Below are 14,709 nucleotides of genomic sequence, written 5' to 3' on the forward strand. Positions count from 1 at the left end.
AAGGCCTATATAGTAAGAAACAAGCGGCTGCCTAGGCAGCCGCTTGTTTTTAGTTATTGCCATGTCCAGCGGCATTCTACACCGAGCGATAAGGTTATTCCAACAGATGACAAAACGTATAGTCCACCAGTCTGTGACGACTGTGGCCGAACTCATTCAGCTGCAGTTCACGTAATTAGTTCTTCCGGATTTCCTCATCTTCATTCCCTCTGACATAGCCACACCTTCTATCCGTCTATTTCATCGAATAATTGCTCTAGCTCTGTGATCAATTCACCGACATAACGAACAGCTGCCTGAATCGGCTGCTTGGTGGACATATCAACGCCAGCAAGCTTCATTAATTCAAGAGGGCTTAATGTTCCGCCTGCCCGTAATGCTTGCAGCCAGCGATCAACAGCCGGTTGGCCTTCTTCTTGAATAAGCTGGGCTGCCGCTGTTGAAGCCGTCAGTCCGGCTGCATACGTATACGGATACAACGACATATAATAATGAGGCTGGCGCATCCAGGTTAAACCCGCGCCCTCGTCAAGCTCAACGGTATCACCCCAGAAGGTAGACAGTGCGCTCAACTTTAATTCATTTAATCTTGTTGCATTTAATGCCTCGCCTGCCGTGGCTGCTGCATAAACCTTACGCTGCATCTCCCCCTCTAACAAGTGGGTGACATAGTTATGATAATACGTGTTCAAAAGTTGTTCAATGACCCATCTACGCATTCGTTTATCGTCAGACTGCTTCATAATGTGTTGTGCAAGCAGCAGCTCATTCATCGTAGACGGCGCTTCAATAAAATACATGGAAGGTCGCGCGTTGATGCAGCTTTGGTGACGCCCTGTGAGCGTAAAATGACCAGCATGCCCGACTTCATGCGCTAATGTAAATGCACCGCGCATATTGTCTGCCCATGAGATGAGTATGTAGGAATGGCTGCCGTATGCTGTTGAACAGAACGCCCCTGTAGACTTACCGACATTGTCCGCATAATCTACCCAGCGATCGGAAAAAGCCTCCTCTACAATAGCACTGTATTCGGGCCCCATAATTTGAAGAGCATCCTGAATGAGACGACATGCGTCCTCATAAGTTGTTTCCGGATTATAATCAGGATCGAGCGGGGCTTTAAGATCGCTGTACAGCATCTTGTCCAGCCCAAGCACGCGCTGCTTCAGACTGGCGAAACGTCTCATATGCGGAGCCAGTTCCTCTTGAATGGTATCCAAAATATTTTGATACAACTCTTTCGATACTTCCTGCGGCTGCAGCAGCATATCGGTTACTGAATCGTACTTCCGCAATCCCGACATGACCACTTGCTTCTTCACTTCTGTTGCATATGTCTCGGCAAATGTATTCTGATAAGCAGCCAGCGTCTTCGTAAAGGAATCATAGGATGCTCTTCTCAGCGCCGTGTCAGGCGATTGAATATATTTATTCTCATATAATGCAAAGGATACGGGCCATGTCTCTCCTTCACTGTCCTGTACAGACTCAAAAGACATATCCGACAATTTACTGCGCAGATAAATACGATACGGTGCCCCCCATACTTCACCTAGAGAAGCAAGCACAGCTTCTGTCTCCGCACTTAATTGATGAGGCTGAACGGCCATTAAGCGGCTCAAGTAACGACGGTACAACTCCAACTTCGGCTGATCTTTATAGTACTGTTCCAATGCCCCTTCTGGAAGAGACAATATTTCTGACGACACAAAAGATAGCGCTGCTGAAGCTTTGGACACGATGTCACCGGATCGCGCTGAACGTGCTTGATTATCCGGATTGGTATTGTCTCCTGAGGTATGTAGATGTGCGTATGAAGCAAATCTCGAGATGCGGGCCTGCACATCCTCCAGCGACTCCAGACATGCAAGCAGCGTATTAGCGCTTTCTCCCAATCTACCTGCATATTGTGTGACAGTACGCAAATCATTTAAGAGCTGATCTGCTTCCTGAAGCCATAATGCAGATGTTGCAAATAAATCTTCCAGTCTCCATGTTGCTTCCAAGGGCACGTCAACCCGAGTCAGTCTTTTCTGCATATTGGTTCTTCCTCTCTGGTTTAAAATGGATTGCGTTATCATCGCTGTGAAGAAATAATACCACATATTACGGTAGTTTCGTAAAAAGCATTTCCGCACAATTGCGTTATTTGTAATAGCGTTCTATTTGTTTTCCTGTTTTTTTCTAGATAAGGCACTCTCCTGCGTGAAAGCAAATCAATTGACCCTAGGCAGAAAACACAAAAAGAACCCGCACCCGCTATCTCGACCAAGAGACGGGGTGCTAAGGTTCAGTTCGATTTGATTTACTGTCATTTTCTCTGCCTAAGATGTAACTGAAACAGGGTTAGTAATTAGCTTGGTTCGCTTATTTAGATGTTTTTGCTGAACTCGTATACCAATAAGCCATCCCTACAAAGACTGCACCACCAATTACATTTCCCAATGTTACGGGAATCATATTATGAAGCCAACCACCCAATGTAATTGTTTCTGGATGTTGGGGTAAAATTAGAGCAACTGTCATTAAAGACATATTGGCAACGCTGTGCTCATATCCAGACGCGATGAAGGCATAAAGCATCCACCAGATCAAAATTAATTTAGCCGTATCCTCTTTAGCACGCATCGAGGTCCAGATTGCCAGACAAACGAGCCAATTACATAGGATACCTCGGAAAAATAATTCAGATATAGGCATGCTCATCTTATTGGCAGTAGCCAAAAACAACAAATGGTCTGGAGCGATCTTGCCGAATATGCCAGAACCGTATACAAGCAAGCTGAACAAGACAGCACCAAGCAAATTCCCGAAGAAAACGACGATCCAATTCTTAAAGGTCAGAGACCACGGTGTCCGTTTGGATAAGCTGCTTACAGTAAACAACATGTTATTTCCCGTAAACAACTCAGATCCAGCGAAAATGACAAGCGTGAGTGCGATACCAAATGACATCCCCATCACCACTGGAGTAGCTGCCGCCCCCTCAGCTTTAAACGGGCCACCTACTGTAAAGATCAGCATAATTCCAAATCCGACGTAAGCACCGGCAAGCAAAGTGGCGACTACATAACGCATAAAGCTTGATTTCATTAACGACTTCTTAACTTCTACCGCCTCATTAACCTGCTCGATCGTAGCCTGATACATCTCTCTCCCTCATTTCACGATCTATCATCTACTTTACTTACTTGCTGACCAACTGATCCCCTGCTAGTAAGAGATACACATGCTCGCCTTCAACAACAAGTGGAAACGTCTGGACTTGGCCGGTATCAGGTTCTTGCACCTTGCCATCTCGCATATCTATCTTCCAATCGTACAATGGATCGTACACGTAGCATCCCGAGACGATGCCTTCATTTAACGGGCCGCCCTTCGGATGGGGACTGTGATCGAGTAGTGCATACATTTGCTCAGACGTTCTAAATACCGCTATTACTTCTCCTTCAACCTCAACGGCCCGCCCTACCCGCTCCAAGAAATCATCCTGCTTGCCGATGCATACCTTTCTTTCAGCTACAGCTTGAGACATAAGCTAACACCTCTTTCTTTCGTTTAATGTGCAACTTTTTCAGTGACAATAACTTTTTCGAACAACGCATTTCGCAGCTTTTGATCCCCCACCATTTTCTTCCACGGATCTTCGAGCTTGCTAAGTGCAATTTCCATTCTAGCAGTTAGTTGCTGCCGTTGTTCTGCATCATGCACGATCGTATTTTGAACTTGCTCTAGTCCAATCCGTTCAATCCATTCTGACGTCCGTTCCAAATAATTGGCAGTTTCCCGGTAATACTGCATTGTTGCAGATATCATTTCCATCAGTTCATCATCTGTCTTTACCTTGCACAATAAATCAGCGAGCCTTGCTTTAATCCCGCCATTACCGCCAACATAAATCTCCCAGCCACCGTCATTACCAACAATGCCAATATCTTTTGTGCACGATTCTGCGCAATTTCGTGGACATCCATTCACAGCAAATTTGAACTTAGCAGGCATATCAACCCGTTCAAACTTCCGTTCTATCAAATCTCCGATCCCAAGCGAGTCTTGTGTGCCAAAGCGACAATAAGTAGAGCCTACACAGGTCTTAACTGTACGAAGAGCCTTGGCATAAGCGTAGCCAGAAGGCATCTCCAGCTCTTCCCACACTTTTGGAAGGTCTTCTTTTTGAATCCCAATGATGCCAATTCGCTGTCCACCCGTCATTTTCACGAGTGACGCTTTATATTTAATCGAAACGTCCGCGATTTTCTTCAGATCCTCTGGTGTTGTCATCCCACCGTACATACGCGGAACTACCGTATAGGTACCGTCTTTCTGAATATTCGCATTCATCCGTTCGTTTACAAATCTCGAAGCCCGCTCATCCTCATAGGTTTCCGGCCACATCATTCCCAAGTAATAATTTAAAGCCGGTCTGCACTTCGAGCAGCCCTCGGATTGACTCCATGCCAGCGCTTGTGTCACCTCCGCAATGGTATGCAGATTTTGTTCCTTTATCGCCGTTACAATCTCGTCTCTAGACATCGAGGTACATCCACAAATACCTTGCTTGGTTTGTGTTGATTGGAAGCTTTCGCCCAACACATGCTGCAAGAGCTGCTCCACCATAGGCTTACAGCCGCCGCAGGAACGGGAAGCACCTGTTTTCATTTTCACAGCATCCAATGTAGTTAAGCCATCGATCTGAATCGCATCCACGATCATCTTTTTGGTCACACCGTTACAGCCGCACACGATATCATCATCGACCAGTTCAGCGGCCATGTTGGACTTGGCTTTGCCTCCGCAGCAGCCTCCCGAACCTGTTAACTCCTGATACAGCTCCTCCGTCATCTGCTCGCCCTTTTTGACCAGACGCTCAAGTCTTGACGAATCATCGATGTTGCCGAACAGGACAGCCCCTACAACGACACGATCATGCAATACAATTTTCTTGTATGTTCGATTCCACCCGTCATGAAGCCTAATAATGTCATGATGAGGTTCTTCCAAGAATGTTCCTGTAGAAAACACGTCCACGCCGGATACTTTTAGCTTTGTAGATACGATTGATCCCTCATAAGGTGCTGTTTCAACACCCGCAAGTGTCTTCGCCAGCACAGCTCCCTGCTCAAATAAAGGCGCTACTAGTCCATAGCAGATTCCACGATGTTCGGTACACTCACCTACTGCATATACGCCCGGCACCGAAGTCTGCATATAATCATCTACCACAATTCCACGGTTTACCTGAATGTCACTCCCCATCGCGATGTCAATGTTAGGCCGAATCCCAACAGACATGACGACCAAATCAGCTTCGAGTGATGTGCCGTCAGCAAAGGTTAGCCCCGTCACTCGGGTACTCCCCGTTAAGGCTGTCGTCTGTTTGCCAAGTGCAAACTTTAAGCCTTGCCGTTCTAACTCCTGCTGCAGCATCTTGGCCGATGGTACATCCAACTGCCGCTCCATCAAGTAATCCGGCAAGTGTACTACTGTAACCTCCATGCCCAATTGGACAAGCCCCTTGGCTGCCTCAAGACCAAGCAGTCCACCACCTATCACCGCTGCTTTCTTATATTGTTTAGCAGCCTCCATCATCGAATCACAATCTTCTATCGAACGGAATCCAATGACACCTTCCAAAGTCGATCCTGGTACAGGTAGGATAAACGGATTCGAGCCCGTTGCGATCAACACACGATCATACGCGGTTGCTGATCCATCTTCCATGATTACTTGTTGAAGTGTTGTATCCAGTCGCACCGCCTTGCAGCCAGTGATTAACTGAATGCCAGCAGACGCATACCATTCCCGATTATTTATGATAATATCATCAATTGACTTGCTTCCTTCCAACACATAAGACAGCATAATACGGTTATAGTTCGGGTGAGGTTCTGCACCAATTACGATAATCTCATACCGATCAGTAAGCTTTAACAATTGCTCAATCGCATTCATACCTGCCATTCCATTACCGATTACGACCAATTTCTGTTTCTCTGTCATCGTTGTTTCCTCCTCATTTCCAATTGCAGTCATTCATGGAAACGCCTCATCTACTCTTGCACTTCATTTGTCATATTCATCAATGGCTAGAAATAATAATGTTATTATTTTCACATAGTTAAGTAAAAAAAGTGAACTGTTGCCTGACTTTCCTCATCATGTGCATTACAGTTCACTCTTTATCTTTACATTAAAATAGACGGCACAATATATTAGTGATTACACTCACACCAATTATGTCGATTTAGTGTACAATAGTTACTCAATCGTCCCGGTTCTAATGAGGTTAACCTCCACTTGAGCATCAAAGCGAGCATTTGTAAATAGTTTTTGCCAGACTTCTGGATTTAGTTTGGAGTTTCGGATTGAACTTCGATACACCTCCCCAAACCCTACAACATCCGCATCTAGCTTTTGAAAATGATGCAAGGCTTCCATCAGTTTTGCGCTCATATTTTTACTGAGCTCTGCTTGTAGATTTCCAATTGCCTCTTTATCTGTGAAATCATAATTTTCAGAGATTTCTTGCAGCTCGGCCTTCATCTTTATTCGTACTTTAAATGTTAGTGGAGAGGATGCTACAAGCTTAAGCGAAGATGAGCTGCTTAAGTTTGAAATCACTGCATTTACTTTGTTGTGTACCGTCTCCCCTTTTTTGATAAACTTGCGCATTCCGTCCATTGGCATAACAACTTCAAATTGACTGGGCTGCCTCTCCCTCAACAGCAGCTTTAAATAGGATCCTTGCTCTCTTGTTGCCTCACCGACCATCTTGCCACCTCTGAACAAAGCAAGGGACTTAATGAGAATTTTGCCATTTTGACGAGCAACTATCGGCAGTACCGGCTGCTTGCCAATACTGTAATAATCTCTGCGGAATTCATGAACGGTGCAGGAAGGGACCCATTCATTCCGTACATTCTGATCAATCATTCCATACAAGTACAGCCCTATATTCGGATATTCAGCATAATCAAAGCTTAATAGTTCACGTGTCGACATGTCACTGACGACAAGATAGATCATATCTCCATAGGAAGGATCGCGACTTAACGTATCCGCAATGTCAATGACGCCTTCTTTTGCTAATTTATCATTATATAAAATAACTCGGATCTGGCCGCTCACGAGCAGGCGGGCCATCTGCTGATTCATGGCCATTCTTGCACCTTTGCTTGTCAAAGCTTCAACTGACACGACTTGGCGTTTCTCCTTTGCCTCTGGCACAGACGCCAGTGTAACCGTTGTAACAGACATCTTATTATCCGGCAAACGATCGTACCCAACGGCTACACCTAAAGATAACCGCTCCAGCACCGATGTACGGACGCAGCCTGTCATCAAGAACAAACAACAAACTAGAAGCACAGCACGCTTAAAAGTTCTGTTCATACTTCCTCCTTGCTGCTGACACGATTCTTGTCCAAACTCGACTTAATGAAAATGGCAACATAAATAAAAAGGGGGTATGCAAAGCTGAAAATCACGGCTGATTCACTTATGTAGTCATTTAACTTGTCGATCTGTCCGCGGTTGACAAATAAAATCGAACAAATAAAGATAAATCCAGAGATGACATACCTCATGCGATATTGGCGAAAACCAAATAATCGGTTTAATCCATTGGACGTAATCCACGTGATCAGCATGATGGTCGGAATTAAAGTAATCATCCACAAAGCAAGCGTAACAAACTCCAACCTCTCGATGAACGGATACTTTACGATTTTCTGCATGTTGATCGAACTCCACGTTCCTTTTAACAGCTGGTTTTCACTAAAATAGACAATGGATATGACCATCACCAAAATAAGCAGCACACTTGAAATGGCAATACTAATTTGTATATTTCTCATTGTTTTTGGCTTGTCGCGAACAAAAGGATATAGAAAATAAATGACCTCGAAGCCAGTCATTGTAAAACCCATATGCTTTGCACCAGCTAATATCTGGGATGGACTTGCTTCCAGTAACGGTAACAGTCGCGTCCACTGCGCGTATCTTAAAGGATAATAGTACAAACTTGCAATCAAGAATATAATGACAAAGCTGATCAGGCTCATGCCCACGATCACACGAATACCACCTGCCCCACCGTACAATGCCAGGCTCAGCATCATCAACACCATTAGCCAAGTCGGGAAACTAGGGAAGATCCAGGATTGAACCGCTTCAATATAAGTACGTATGATCGTTATTGTGATGGAGCTAAAGTGAATCATAAGCAAGACGCTGAGAAAACCACCAATCCATTTTCCAAAAACATCCCGGTGAATTCCGTACAAGTCTGTAGATTCGTAACGTCTTAATACGGATACGATCAGCCAGGCGGAGCCATGGCAAAACAGCGCGGCTACGAGTACAGACACCCACGCATCATGTCCCGACTCCCTGTATATATATCGCTGGAAGCCAAAAATACCTACGCCTATTTGACTATTGAGCACCATAAAAATAAGCATATAAGCTTGAAACATATAATGGGGCTTGGGCCGAATCATGATGTCCATCTGGTTACCTCATCTATCTCCATTTTATTCCTTAACGCCTGTTTTGGCCTGTTGGTGTTGGCTATTGTGTTGTTGATTGTTGTGTTGGTTGCTGTGCTCCTTACCCTGCTCTTGCTCATCATGCGTATGCTCATTTTGGGTAAAACCTGACTTATGTAGAAAATGGGAATCGTGAGTCACCAGCATGTCTCTCCAAATTTCCTTGACGCGAAATGGGAAAATCGGGTACATGTAAGGCCTGCCAAGACTGGTCATTTTCAACAAATGAATGATAATGAGCGCTGTCATAAAAACGATACCTATTACTCCCCACAAGCCAGCGAATACGATGATCGGAAATCTGACAAATCTGATCGCTCCGCTCATCATATAGTTTGGTGTCGTGTACGACCCTAGTGCGGCCAAAGCCACAAGCATGATAAGAATATTACTTGTAAAACCAGCCTGGACAGCAGCCTGCCCAATAACAATACCGCCTACGATGCCCATCGTCTGACCAACCTTCGTTGGCAGCCTCGCCCCTGCTTCCCGCAGCAATTCCATCGTCAGCTCCAAAACTAACGTTTCAATCAGTGGTGGAAACGGAACCAAAGAGCGGGATATAATTAGAGGTGCCAGCAAAGTTGTTGGGATGATTTCATAGTGGAAAGTTAACGCCGCCACATACCCAGGGGTTAGAAATACGGACATAAACAAACCGATAAGACGAATCATACGATAAAAAGTCCCTAAGCCCCATGAAGAGAAACGATCCTCGGTAGACACGAAGAAATCAACAAACGAATTGGGACCAATGATCACTTGCGAATTACCTTCCACAATGACAACAATTTTTCCCTCCAGCAAGGCTTGTGCTGCTCGATCTGGCCTTTCCGTCAAACTAAGCATCGGAAATAAATAGTAGCCGCTGTCTTGAATTAACTGTAGAAACTGTGCGCTTCCAATGACACCATCGCTTTTCATGTTTATAATCCGCGTTCGTACCAAGTCTACATATTGATGATCCGCCACATCGTCCAGATAAAGTAAGCAAGCTTGTGTTCGTGTCCGTTTGCCCACTGCGTACTGTTCATTGCATAGAGCCGGGTCCGTAATAAAAGCACGCATCAGCGCAACGTTTCTGTCGAGCGATTCAATAAAGGCCTGCATCGTACCAAACATTAACGTTTCATTTTCCGCGTTGGATGGCTGACGGGTTGGAATGTCTGCTGCATTAATCATCACACAACCCTGCTGTCCGCTTACGGCGATTAATACCCGGCCTTGCAGCATCTTAATAGCTGCCGTGTCATCTATGTCAGGTAGGATTTCGCTCCCGCCTATCGGAATTACCGTCAGTACCTGCTCCAATGTAAGTCGGTGATCCTGGTTCATCAGCACAGACAGGATGTGTGTGTTCAGTTCGCTGCACTGTACCACGCACGACATATACGCAACTGCCATATCATTGCCCACACTCTTTACGACCAAATCAGAGCTGTTATTTAGCAGCTTTCCTAATTTATCAAAGATTTGATAACTGAATGTTGACAATTTCCGGATCTCCTTTCACCTGTCGCATTCCATGACAATATGTCTTTTCTCTATATCAGCTAGTCTGCTAACAATGTATCCGAATTGTTCCCTTCTTTACTGCATATCATGCACATGTTCAAGTAAAGAGATGTTCATGCTCGTAAAGCAGAAGATAAGTGTGGTGCCTCTAATACACCGCGTATGATGTTGTAATGGCATAAAAAAAGACCAGAACTACACTTTGTGTAGTCTAGTCTAATAAAGTTAATTGCCGGCCTGCCTGACCTCACAATGGCCATCTTCATATCCAATGATGAGAGTGGAAGCCAGGCTGATGAAAAGTCCATTATCAACAACACCTGGAATCAAATTAAGCTGCTTATGCAGTTCAGCAGGGTGCTGAATCCAATCGAACTGACAATCTAGAATATAATTTCCGTTATCGCTAACATATACGGAATTATCTCTCATTCGCAGTGATGAGCGACAGCCCAATGCTTGAATATGTCGATTGGTCATTTCCCAAGCAAAGGGCACTACTTCTACCGGAAGCGGAAACTGACCAAGTTGTGTCACCACTTTTGTAGCATCCACAATAATGATCAGCCGCTCGCTTGCGAATGCAACAATTTTCTCACGAAGCAGTGCGCCCCCACCGCCTTTGACCAGCTGCAAATCACCATCCACCTCATCCGCGCCATCGATCGTAAGATCAATCCGATCGATGGAAGACCACGGAAGCAGAGGGATGCCAAGTCCACTCGCTTGCTCTTCAGAGGCGCGCGAGGTGGCAACTGCTTGAATGCGCAGACCAGCTTGCACTCTTCTACCTATTGCCTCAATTGCCCAATAAGCAGTAGAGCCTGTTCCCAAACCGACAATCATTCCGTCTGCAACAGAGGCTACAGCGCGTTCAGCTGCAATCTTCTTGCTATTCACTTGTTTGACTCCTTTCGTTTCACACGCTTACCTGCCTGCATATCCGCTCCCCCATTAATCAAAAGGAACATGACCCTGATGCTCTGCGAGCGGCTTCGCCAAGTAGATGAGCAGATCATCATCTACACATACCGTTGCGCCAGGTGTTACCGTCTGATTGTTATACTGAATGCCTTTGCCATCTGGCACGTATCCGAGCCGTGCATAACATCTCTGGGCAGGTCCGTAATCAGGATATAATCCTACGCCAATCCCAACATAGTTCTTGCCACGATTCACCGCTTCCAACTCAAGTTCGCTTATCAAACGTGTGGCAACTCCTAAGCGTCGATATACGGGAAATACAAACAAATCATTAATCTCAGGGACATCATGCAGTGCGAAGTAAGCATAATCCGATATCAACTTTAAGTGAATGCATCCGGCCAGCTTGTCATCAACGTACGCCAGCAGACTAACGCGGTCACCTTGATTACATTCATGATAACAGCGTTCGAAATAACCTTCTGGTCGTTGCACACCATGAATCGTAAAGGCTTCCTGCCACTCTTCTAATACCTTCTCCGAATGTAACGCTTGAATAATAAGTCTCATGCAGCCACCTCATCTCTACTTGATTTATCCCCTGCTTCACCTTTTTTTGTGGATCTCTTTTATTTATTCGACTCGTTTTTGCTTCACCGACCGCCCAGTCATTCTTCAACAAGAAACAAAAGACACCAAGTCTGAGTTTCTTGATGTCTTCACCCAAGCGCTCCATATCATCATAAAAATCATTATACCACTATGAAGGCTTAAGTTACGATTCCTTTTTGCGAGCAGCAAGTAGAAATCTGTGACATGTCACGTCCACATAACCTTCCGTCACAATTCGATCATGTATATTTCGTAACTGCTGTTCATAACGTTCCACACTAAAATCCTCCACTTGCCACTCGATAATGTTCAAATAATATATAATGGCACCTACATCAAAAAATCGAGTGATCCCCTTATATTCCTGCTGCGCTATTATTTCCAAACCCGTCGCCCTTAATCCTTCAGCAGCACTCTCCATGTTCCAATGCACGTATTCAGGATCCGAAACTCCCAACATATGGTTAAACTCAATATCATTGTGCCCGCCACACTGCTGCGTTATAAACAAGGCATTCGGTTTGAGCATCCGATACACTTCTTGCGATGCAAACGATTCATGTCGATTCATAATCAGATCAAAGTGAGCAGAAGGCAGCGGCAATTGTTGCTCATCTTCATATGCGATCACTTTGACGTCCCAAGGCTTCAATCTTTCTGCTGCGATGAGTACGTTAGGCATGTATCCCTCGGTGGCATATGTATTAGGCGGCAATGGCGCCAGTCGACTTAAGAACTCACCACCCCCTGTTCCCATGTCAAGCATGCTCTCTGCATCTCGTATAATAGGCTCGATCATCGTATACAAGTTCCAGGGAAGCGGACTTTCACACATCCGACCTGTAGCTGCCAGATAAGAAAAGTCCCAGCCTGTAAAGCTCTGCTGAGCATCTGATACATAATAGGAAAACGGTCGTGCTTGAAGTGTAGACATTTTCAACATCCTCTCTATAATGATCCTGGCTTGATACTCGTTATCGTTAAAAGCATAAAAGCAGGTACCTGACTCCATTCATAAGAGCCTATGTATGATCGACCTCAGCGCGCTGCTCTTTGACTCGCAGCACCAAGATTCCACTAACAAACGACAATATAGAGCCGAAATAAAACATGAGGTCAAGCGTAAATAAATCGATCAGGAATCCCCCAGCAATCACCGCCAGCCCGGCGCATAAGGATACACCTGCTTGATACCTTCCGATCTGTTCCCCGCTTCGCCCGCTATCTGTCATATCAGCTAACAACGCCCGTTCACAAGTACGCTGCATGGCGCCGAAAATTCCCATTACGACTTGAAGCACATAAATCTGCACAATATCCGTTACTAAAGGAAATATCAAAAACAACACCGATGTTCCCCACGCACTTAGGACCAAGTAACGTACTTTGCCGTAACGGTCAGAGGACTTGCCAAACCATATACTAAGCAGGGCTGCACATAGTGTAAACAACCCATAGGCTAAGCCAAACTCAGTAAAGTCTCCACCGATCTCTTTTACAAATATGATATAAAACGGAAATACGATACCCGCCCCAAAAGTCATCATGCTTTGGGAGAGCATCAGCCATCTTAACCTAGAAGTGGCAGCCGTTCGTGCTTGAACAATAGACTTCATTTAATTGTACCTCGCATAAAATTCGTTCATAAATAGCTCTTCCGGATCCCAAATCCGCTTTATGCGGAAAAACAGTTCCGCCTGCGGATAGGCCCGTCTGAACTGCTCTTTAGTTGGAAAAGGTAAATACGTTAAATAGTAGCTCCCTTTGAATTGCAGTGACAGTTCCACAAGACGTTGCGTAGCTGTTTGCAGATGCAACATGTCCGCAGCGCTTTTTTTATGGTTGATTAACAATACGATACCAAAGCTGTCCTGTCTGGCGTACGAGAGCAGTGCTGTGCTCGACCTAGGTACGTACCGCACAGTAATGTTAACAACATTTAGGTTCTCTTCCTTTAAGATATGTCTTAATCCATCTACAAATGGTACAAATTGTTGTACAGGAACGAAGTATTCTTGCAGCACATCCGTCTTCTGCACATCTCGATATTCGGTAAATGTAATGTCCGGTCGCATAGCATTGTTGCGGGATATCAACTTACCTTCGTCATGAGCGAAAAGACGTTTTTGCAGCTTCCAGCTTGTATTTTTACCCCAATCCCATTTGCGTGCCAACCCGAATATAAATTTTGCCGTGCCTATACCGCGTTGGTCCTGCAGTTCACTGTATTCGGGCGTTAATGGCTGATCAGTACGCTCATAATTAATCGTGTACATTTGGGTCAAGAAAGAATGAGGTGCAGTCGATAATCTTGCGACTGTCAATGCTACCATAGGGTTGGACATTATATTATTGTCAAAGTATTTCGGAAACTGTTTGTAAGTCATAGGCACCATATGCTCAACGTATAACTCATCATCTGTCAATTGCAAGTCTACGTCCAAAATAACTCCCATTAAGCCAAATCCGCCATTTACAGCTCGGAAAAGTTCCTTGTTCTCTGTGCGGCTTGCTTGAATGATTCGTCCATCCATTGTCATAAGCCTAAAGGACTGGATACTCTCAATCAGCGGGCCTTCATTCGGATCACGACCATGCGCATTGGTGCTCATCGAACCTCCGACTGTAAAAATATTAGGAGACTGCATAATACGAATAGCTAAACCGTGAGGATTAATATAATCCTGTATCTGCTCCCAAGTCGCCCCACTCTGAACACGCAGCACCTTATGCGACTTGTCCAGCCCTAGCATCTTATTGTAATAGCGCATATCAAGAACTATTGCATCTTCGTAAAAGGTATGGCCTCCCTGGCTATGCTTCGCACCTGAGACGGATATTTTCTTATGCAGACGCCGCGCCTTGGATAGCGCTTGTTGGATGTCAGCGTCAGTCGACACGTTGATCTTCTCAAAGATTCGAGCAGACATGACTCGTCCCACATCCGTCATCTCTAACTGCTCTCGTTCATTAAATCGGTACCAAGCCGACACTGCAAACAGTATTAAGTACAAGATAACGACAGCTGAAATCTTCCATTTTGACGCGTAACTTAAACCACGAATCATGTGAAGGAACTCACCACCTCGTAAATATATAGTAAATA

The 14,709-nt window shown here is 45.0% G+C and carries 12 protein-coding genes; all 12 read right to left on the reverse strand.

Annotated features, from left to right (window positions below; translation table 11 throughout):
* Positions 1 to 227: 227 nt before the first annotated feature.
* Complete coding sequence (pepF, locus tag QP775_RS06630) at positions 228 to 2,042, reverse strand: oligoendopeptidase F (RefSeq protein WP_285104608.1); 1,815 nt, start codon at positions 2,040 to 2,042, stop codon at positions 228 to 230.
* A gap of 328 nt (positions 2,043 to 2,370) precedes the next feature.
* The gene (locus QP775_RS06635; RefSeq protein ID WP_285104610.1) at positions 2,371 to 3,153 is read right to left on the reverse strand and encodes a formate/nitrite transporter family protein; all 783 of its coding nucleotides are present in this window, start codon (positions 3,151 to 3,153) and stop codon (positions 2,371 to 2,373) included.
* A 37-nt stretch (positions 3,154 to 3,190) separates the two neighbouring features.
* Positions 3,191 to 3,538, reverse strand: a complete 348-nt coding sequence (gene nirD / locus QP775_RS06640; RefSeq protein WP_285104612.1) for a nitrite reductase small subunit NirD — start codon at positions 3,536 to 3,538, stop codon at positions 3,191 to 3,193.
* Positions 3,539 to 3,561: 23 nt separating this feature from the next.
* Entirely contained in the window at positions 3,562 to 6,003 is a 2,442-nt protein-coding gene (gene nirB, locus QP775_RS06645) for a nitrite reductase large subunit NirB (protein WP_285104615.1), read from the reverse strand.
* A 258-nt stretch (positions 6,004 to 6,261) separates the two neighbouring features.
* A complete protein-coding gene (locus QP775_RS06650) occupies positions 6,262 to 7,395 on the reverse strand; it encodes a Ger(x)C family spore germination protein (protein ID WP_285104617.1) in 1,134 nt (377 codons plus the stop codon).
* A complete protein-coding gene (locus QP775_RS06655; protein ID WP_285104619.1) occupies positions 7,392 to 8,513 on the reverse strand; it encodes a GerAB/ArcD/ProY family transporter in 1,122 nt (373 codons plus the stop codon). The genes QP775_RS06650 and QP775_RS06655 overlap by 4 nt, the downstream gene beginning before the upstream one ends.
* A gap of 24 nt (positions 8,514 to 8,537) precedes the next feature.
* Positions 8,538 to 10,046 (reverse strand): spore germination protein, encoded by a 1,509-nt coding sequence (locus QP775_RS06660; RefSeq protein WP_285104621.1) that lies wholly within the window; start codon positions 10,044 to 10,046, stop codon positions 8,538 to 8,540.
* A gap of 246 nt (positions 10,047 to 10,292) precedes the next feature.
* Positions 10,293 to 10,967: a ribose-5-phosphate isomerase RpiA gene (gene rpiA, locus QP775_RS06665; RefSeq protein WP_285104623.1), complete on the reverse strand. Its 675-nt coding sequence runs from the start codon at positions 10,965 to 10,967 to the stop codon at positions 10,293 to 10,295.
* A gap of 54 nt (positions 10,968 to 11,021) precedes the next feature.
* The gene (locus QP775_RS06670) at positions 11,022 to 11,561 is read right to left on the reverse strand and encodes a GNAT family N-acetyltransferase (protein WP_285104625.1); all 540 of its coding nucleotides are present in this window, start codon (positions 11,559 to 11,561) and stop codon (positions 11,022 to 11,024) included.
* 205 nt (positions 11,562 to 11,766) lie between these two features.
* Positions 11,767 to 12,537, reverse strand: a complete 771-nt coding sequence (locus tag QP775_RS06675) for a class I SAM-dependent methyltransferase (RefSeq protein ID WP_285104627.1) — start codon at positions 12,535 to 12,537, stop codon at positions 11,767 to 11,769.
* Between the two features lie 88 nt (positions 12,538 to 12,625).
* Entirely contained in the window at positions 12,626 to 13,219 is a 594-nt protein-coding gene (locus QP775_RS06680) for an MFS transporter (RefSeq protein WP_285104629.1), read from the reverse strand.
* Entirely contained in the window at positions 13,220 to 14,671 is a 1,452-nt protein-coding gene (locus QP775_RS06685) for an FAD-binding oxidoreductase (RefSeq protein WP_285104631.1), read from the reverse strand. It abuts the gene before it with no gap.
* Between the last annotated feature and the right edge of the window lie 38 nt (positions 14,672 to 14,709).

The organism is Paenibacillus sp. UMB4589-SE434 (assembly GCF_030226685.1).
GTDB lineage: Bacteria > Bacillota > Bacilli > Paenibacillales > Paenibacillaceae > Paenibacillus_B.

What these genes read in the sequence shown, in the direction of transcription:
- pepF (WP_285104608.1), bottom strand. Translation starts at nt 2,042, where the DNA reads ATGCAGAAAAGACTGACTCGGGTTGACGTGCCCTTGGAAGCAACATGG.
- QP775_RS06635 (WP_285104610.1), bottom strand. Translation starts at nt 3,153, where the DNA reads ATGTATCAGGCTACGATCGAGCAGGTTAATGAGGCGGTAGAAGTTAAG.
- nirD (WP_285104612.1), bottom strand. Translation starts at nt 3,538, where the DNA reads ATGTCTCAAGCTGTAGCTGAAAGAAAGGTATGCATCGGCAAGCAGGAT.
- nirB (WP_285104615.1), bottom strand. Translation starts at nt 6,003, where the DNA reads ATGACAGAGAAACAGAAATTGGTCGTAATCGGTAATGGAATGGCAGGT.
- QP775_RS06650 (WP_285104617.1), bottom strand. Translation starts at nt 7,395, where the DNA reads ATGAACAGAACTTTTAAGCGTGCTGTGCTTCTAGTTTGTTGTTTGTTC.
- QP775_RS06655 (WP_285104619.1), bottom strand. Translation starts at nt 8,513, where the DNA reads ATGGACATCATGATTCGGCCCAAGCCCCATTATATGTTTCAAGCTTAT.
- QP775_RS06670 (WP_285104625.1), bottom strand. Translation starts at nt 11,561, where the DNA reads ATGAGACTTATTATTCAAGCGTTACATTCGGAGAAGGTATTAGAAGAG.
- QP775_RS06675 (WP_285104627.1), bottom strand. Translation starts at nt 12,537, where the DNA reads ATGTCTACACTTCAAGCACGACCGTTTTCCTATTATGTATCAGATGCT.
- QP775_RS06680 (WP_285104629.1), bottom strand. Translation starts at nt 13,219, where the DNA reads ATGAAGTCTATTGTTCAAGCACGAACGGCTGCCACTTCTAGGTTAAGA.
- QP775_RS06685 (WP_285104631.1), bottom strand. Translation starts at nt 14,671, where the DNA reads ATGATTCGTGGTTTAAGTTACGCGTCAAAATGGAAGATTTCAGCTGTC.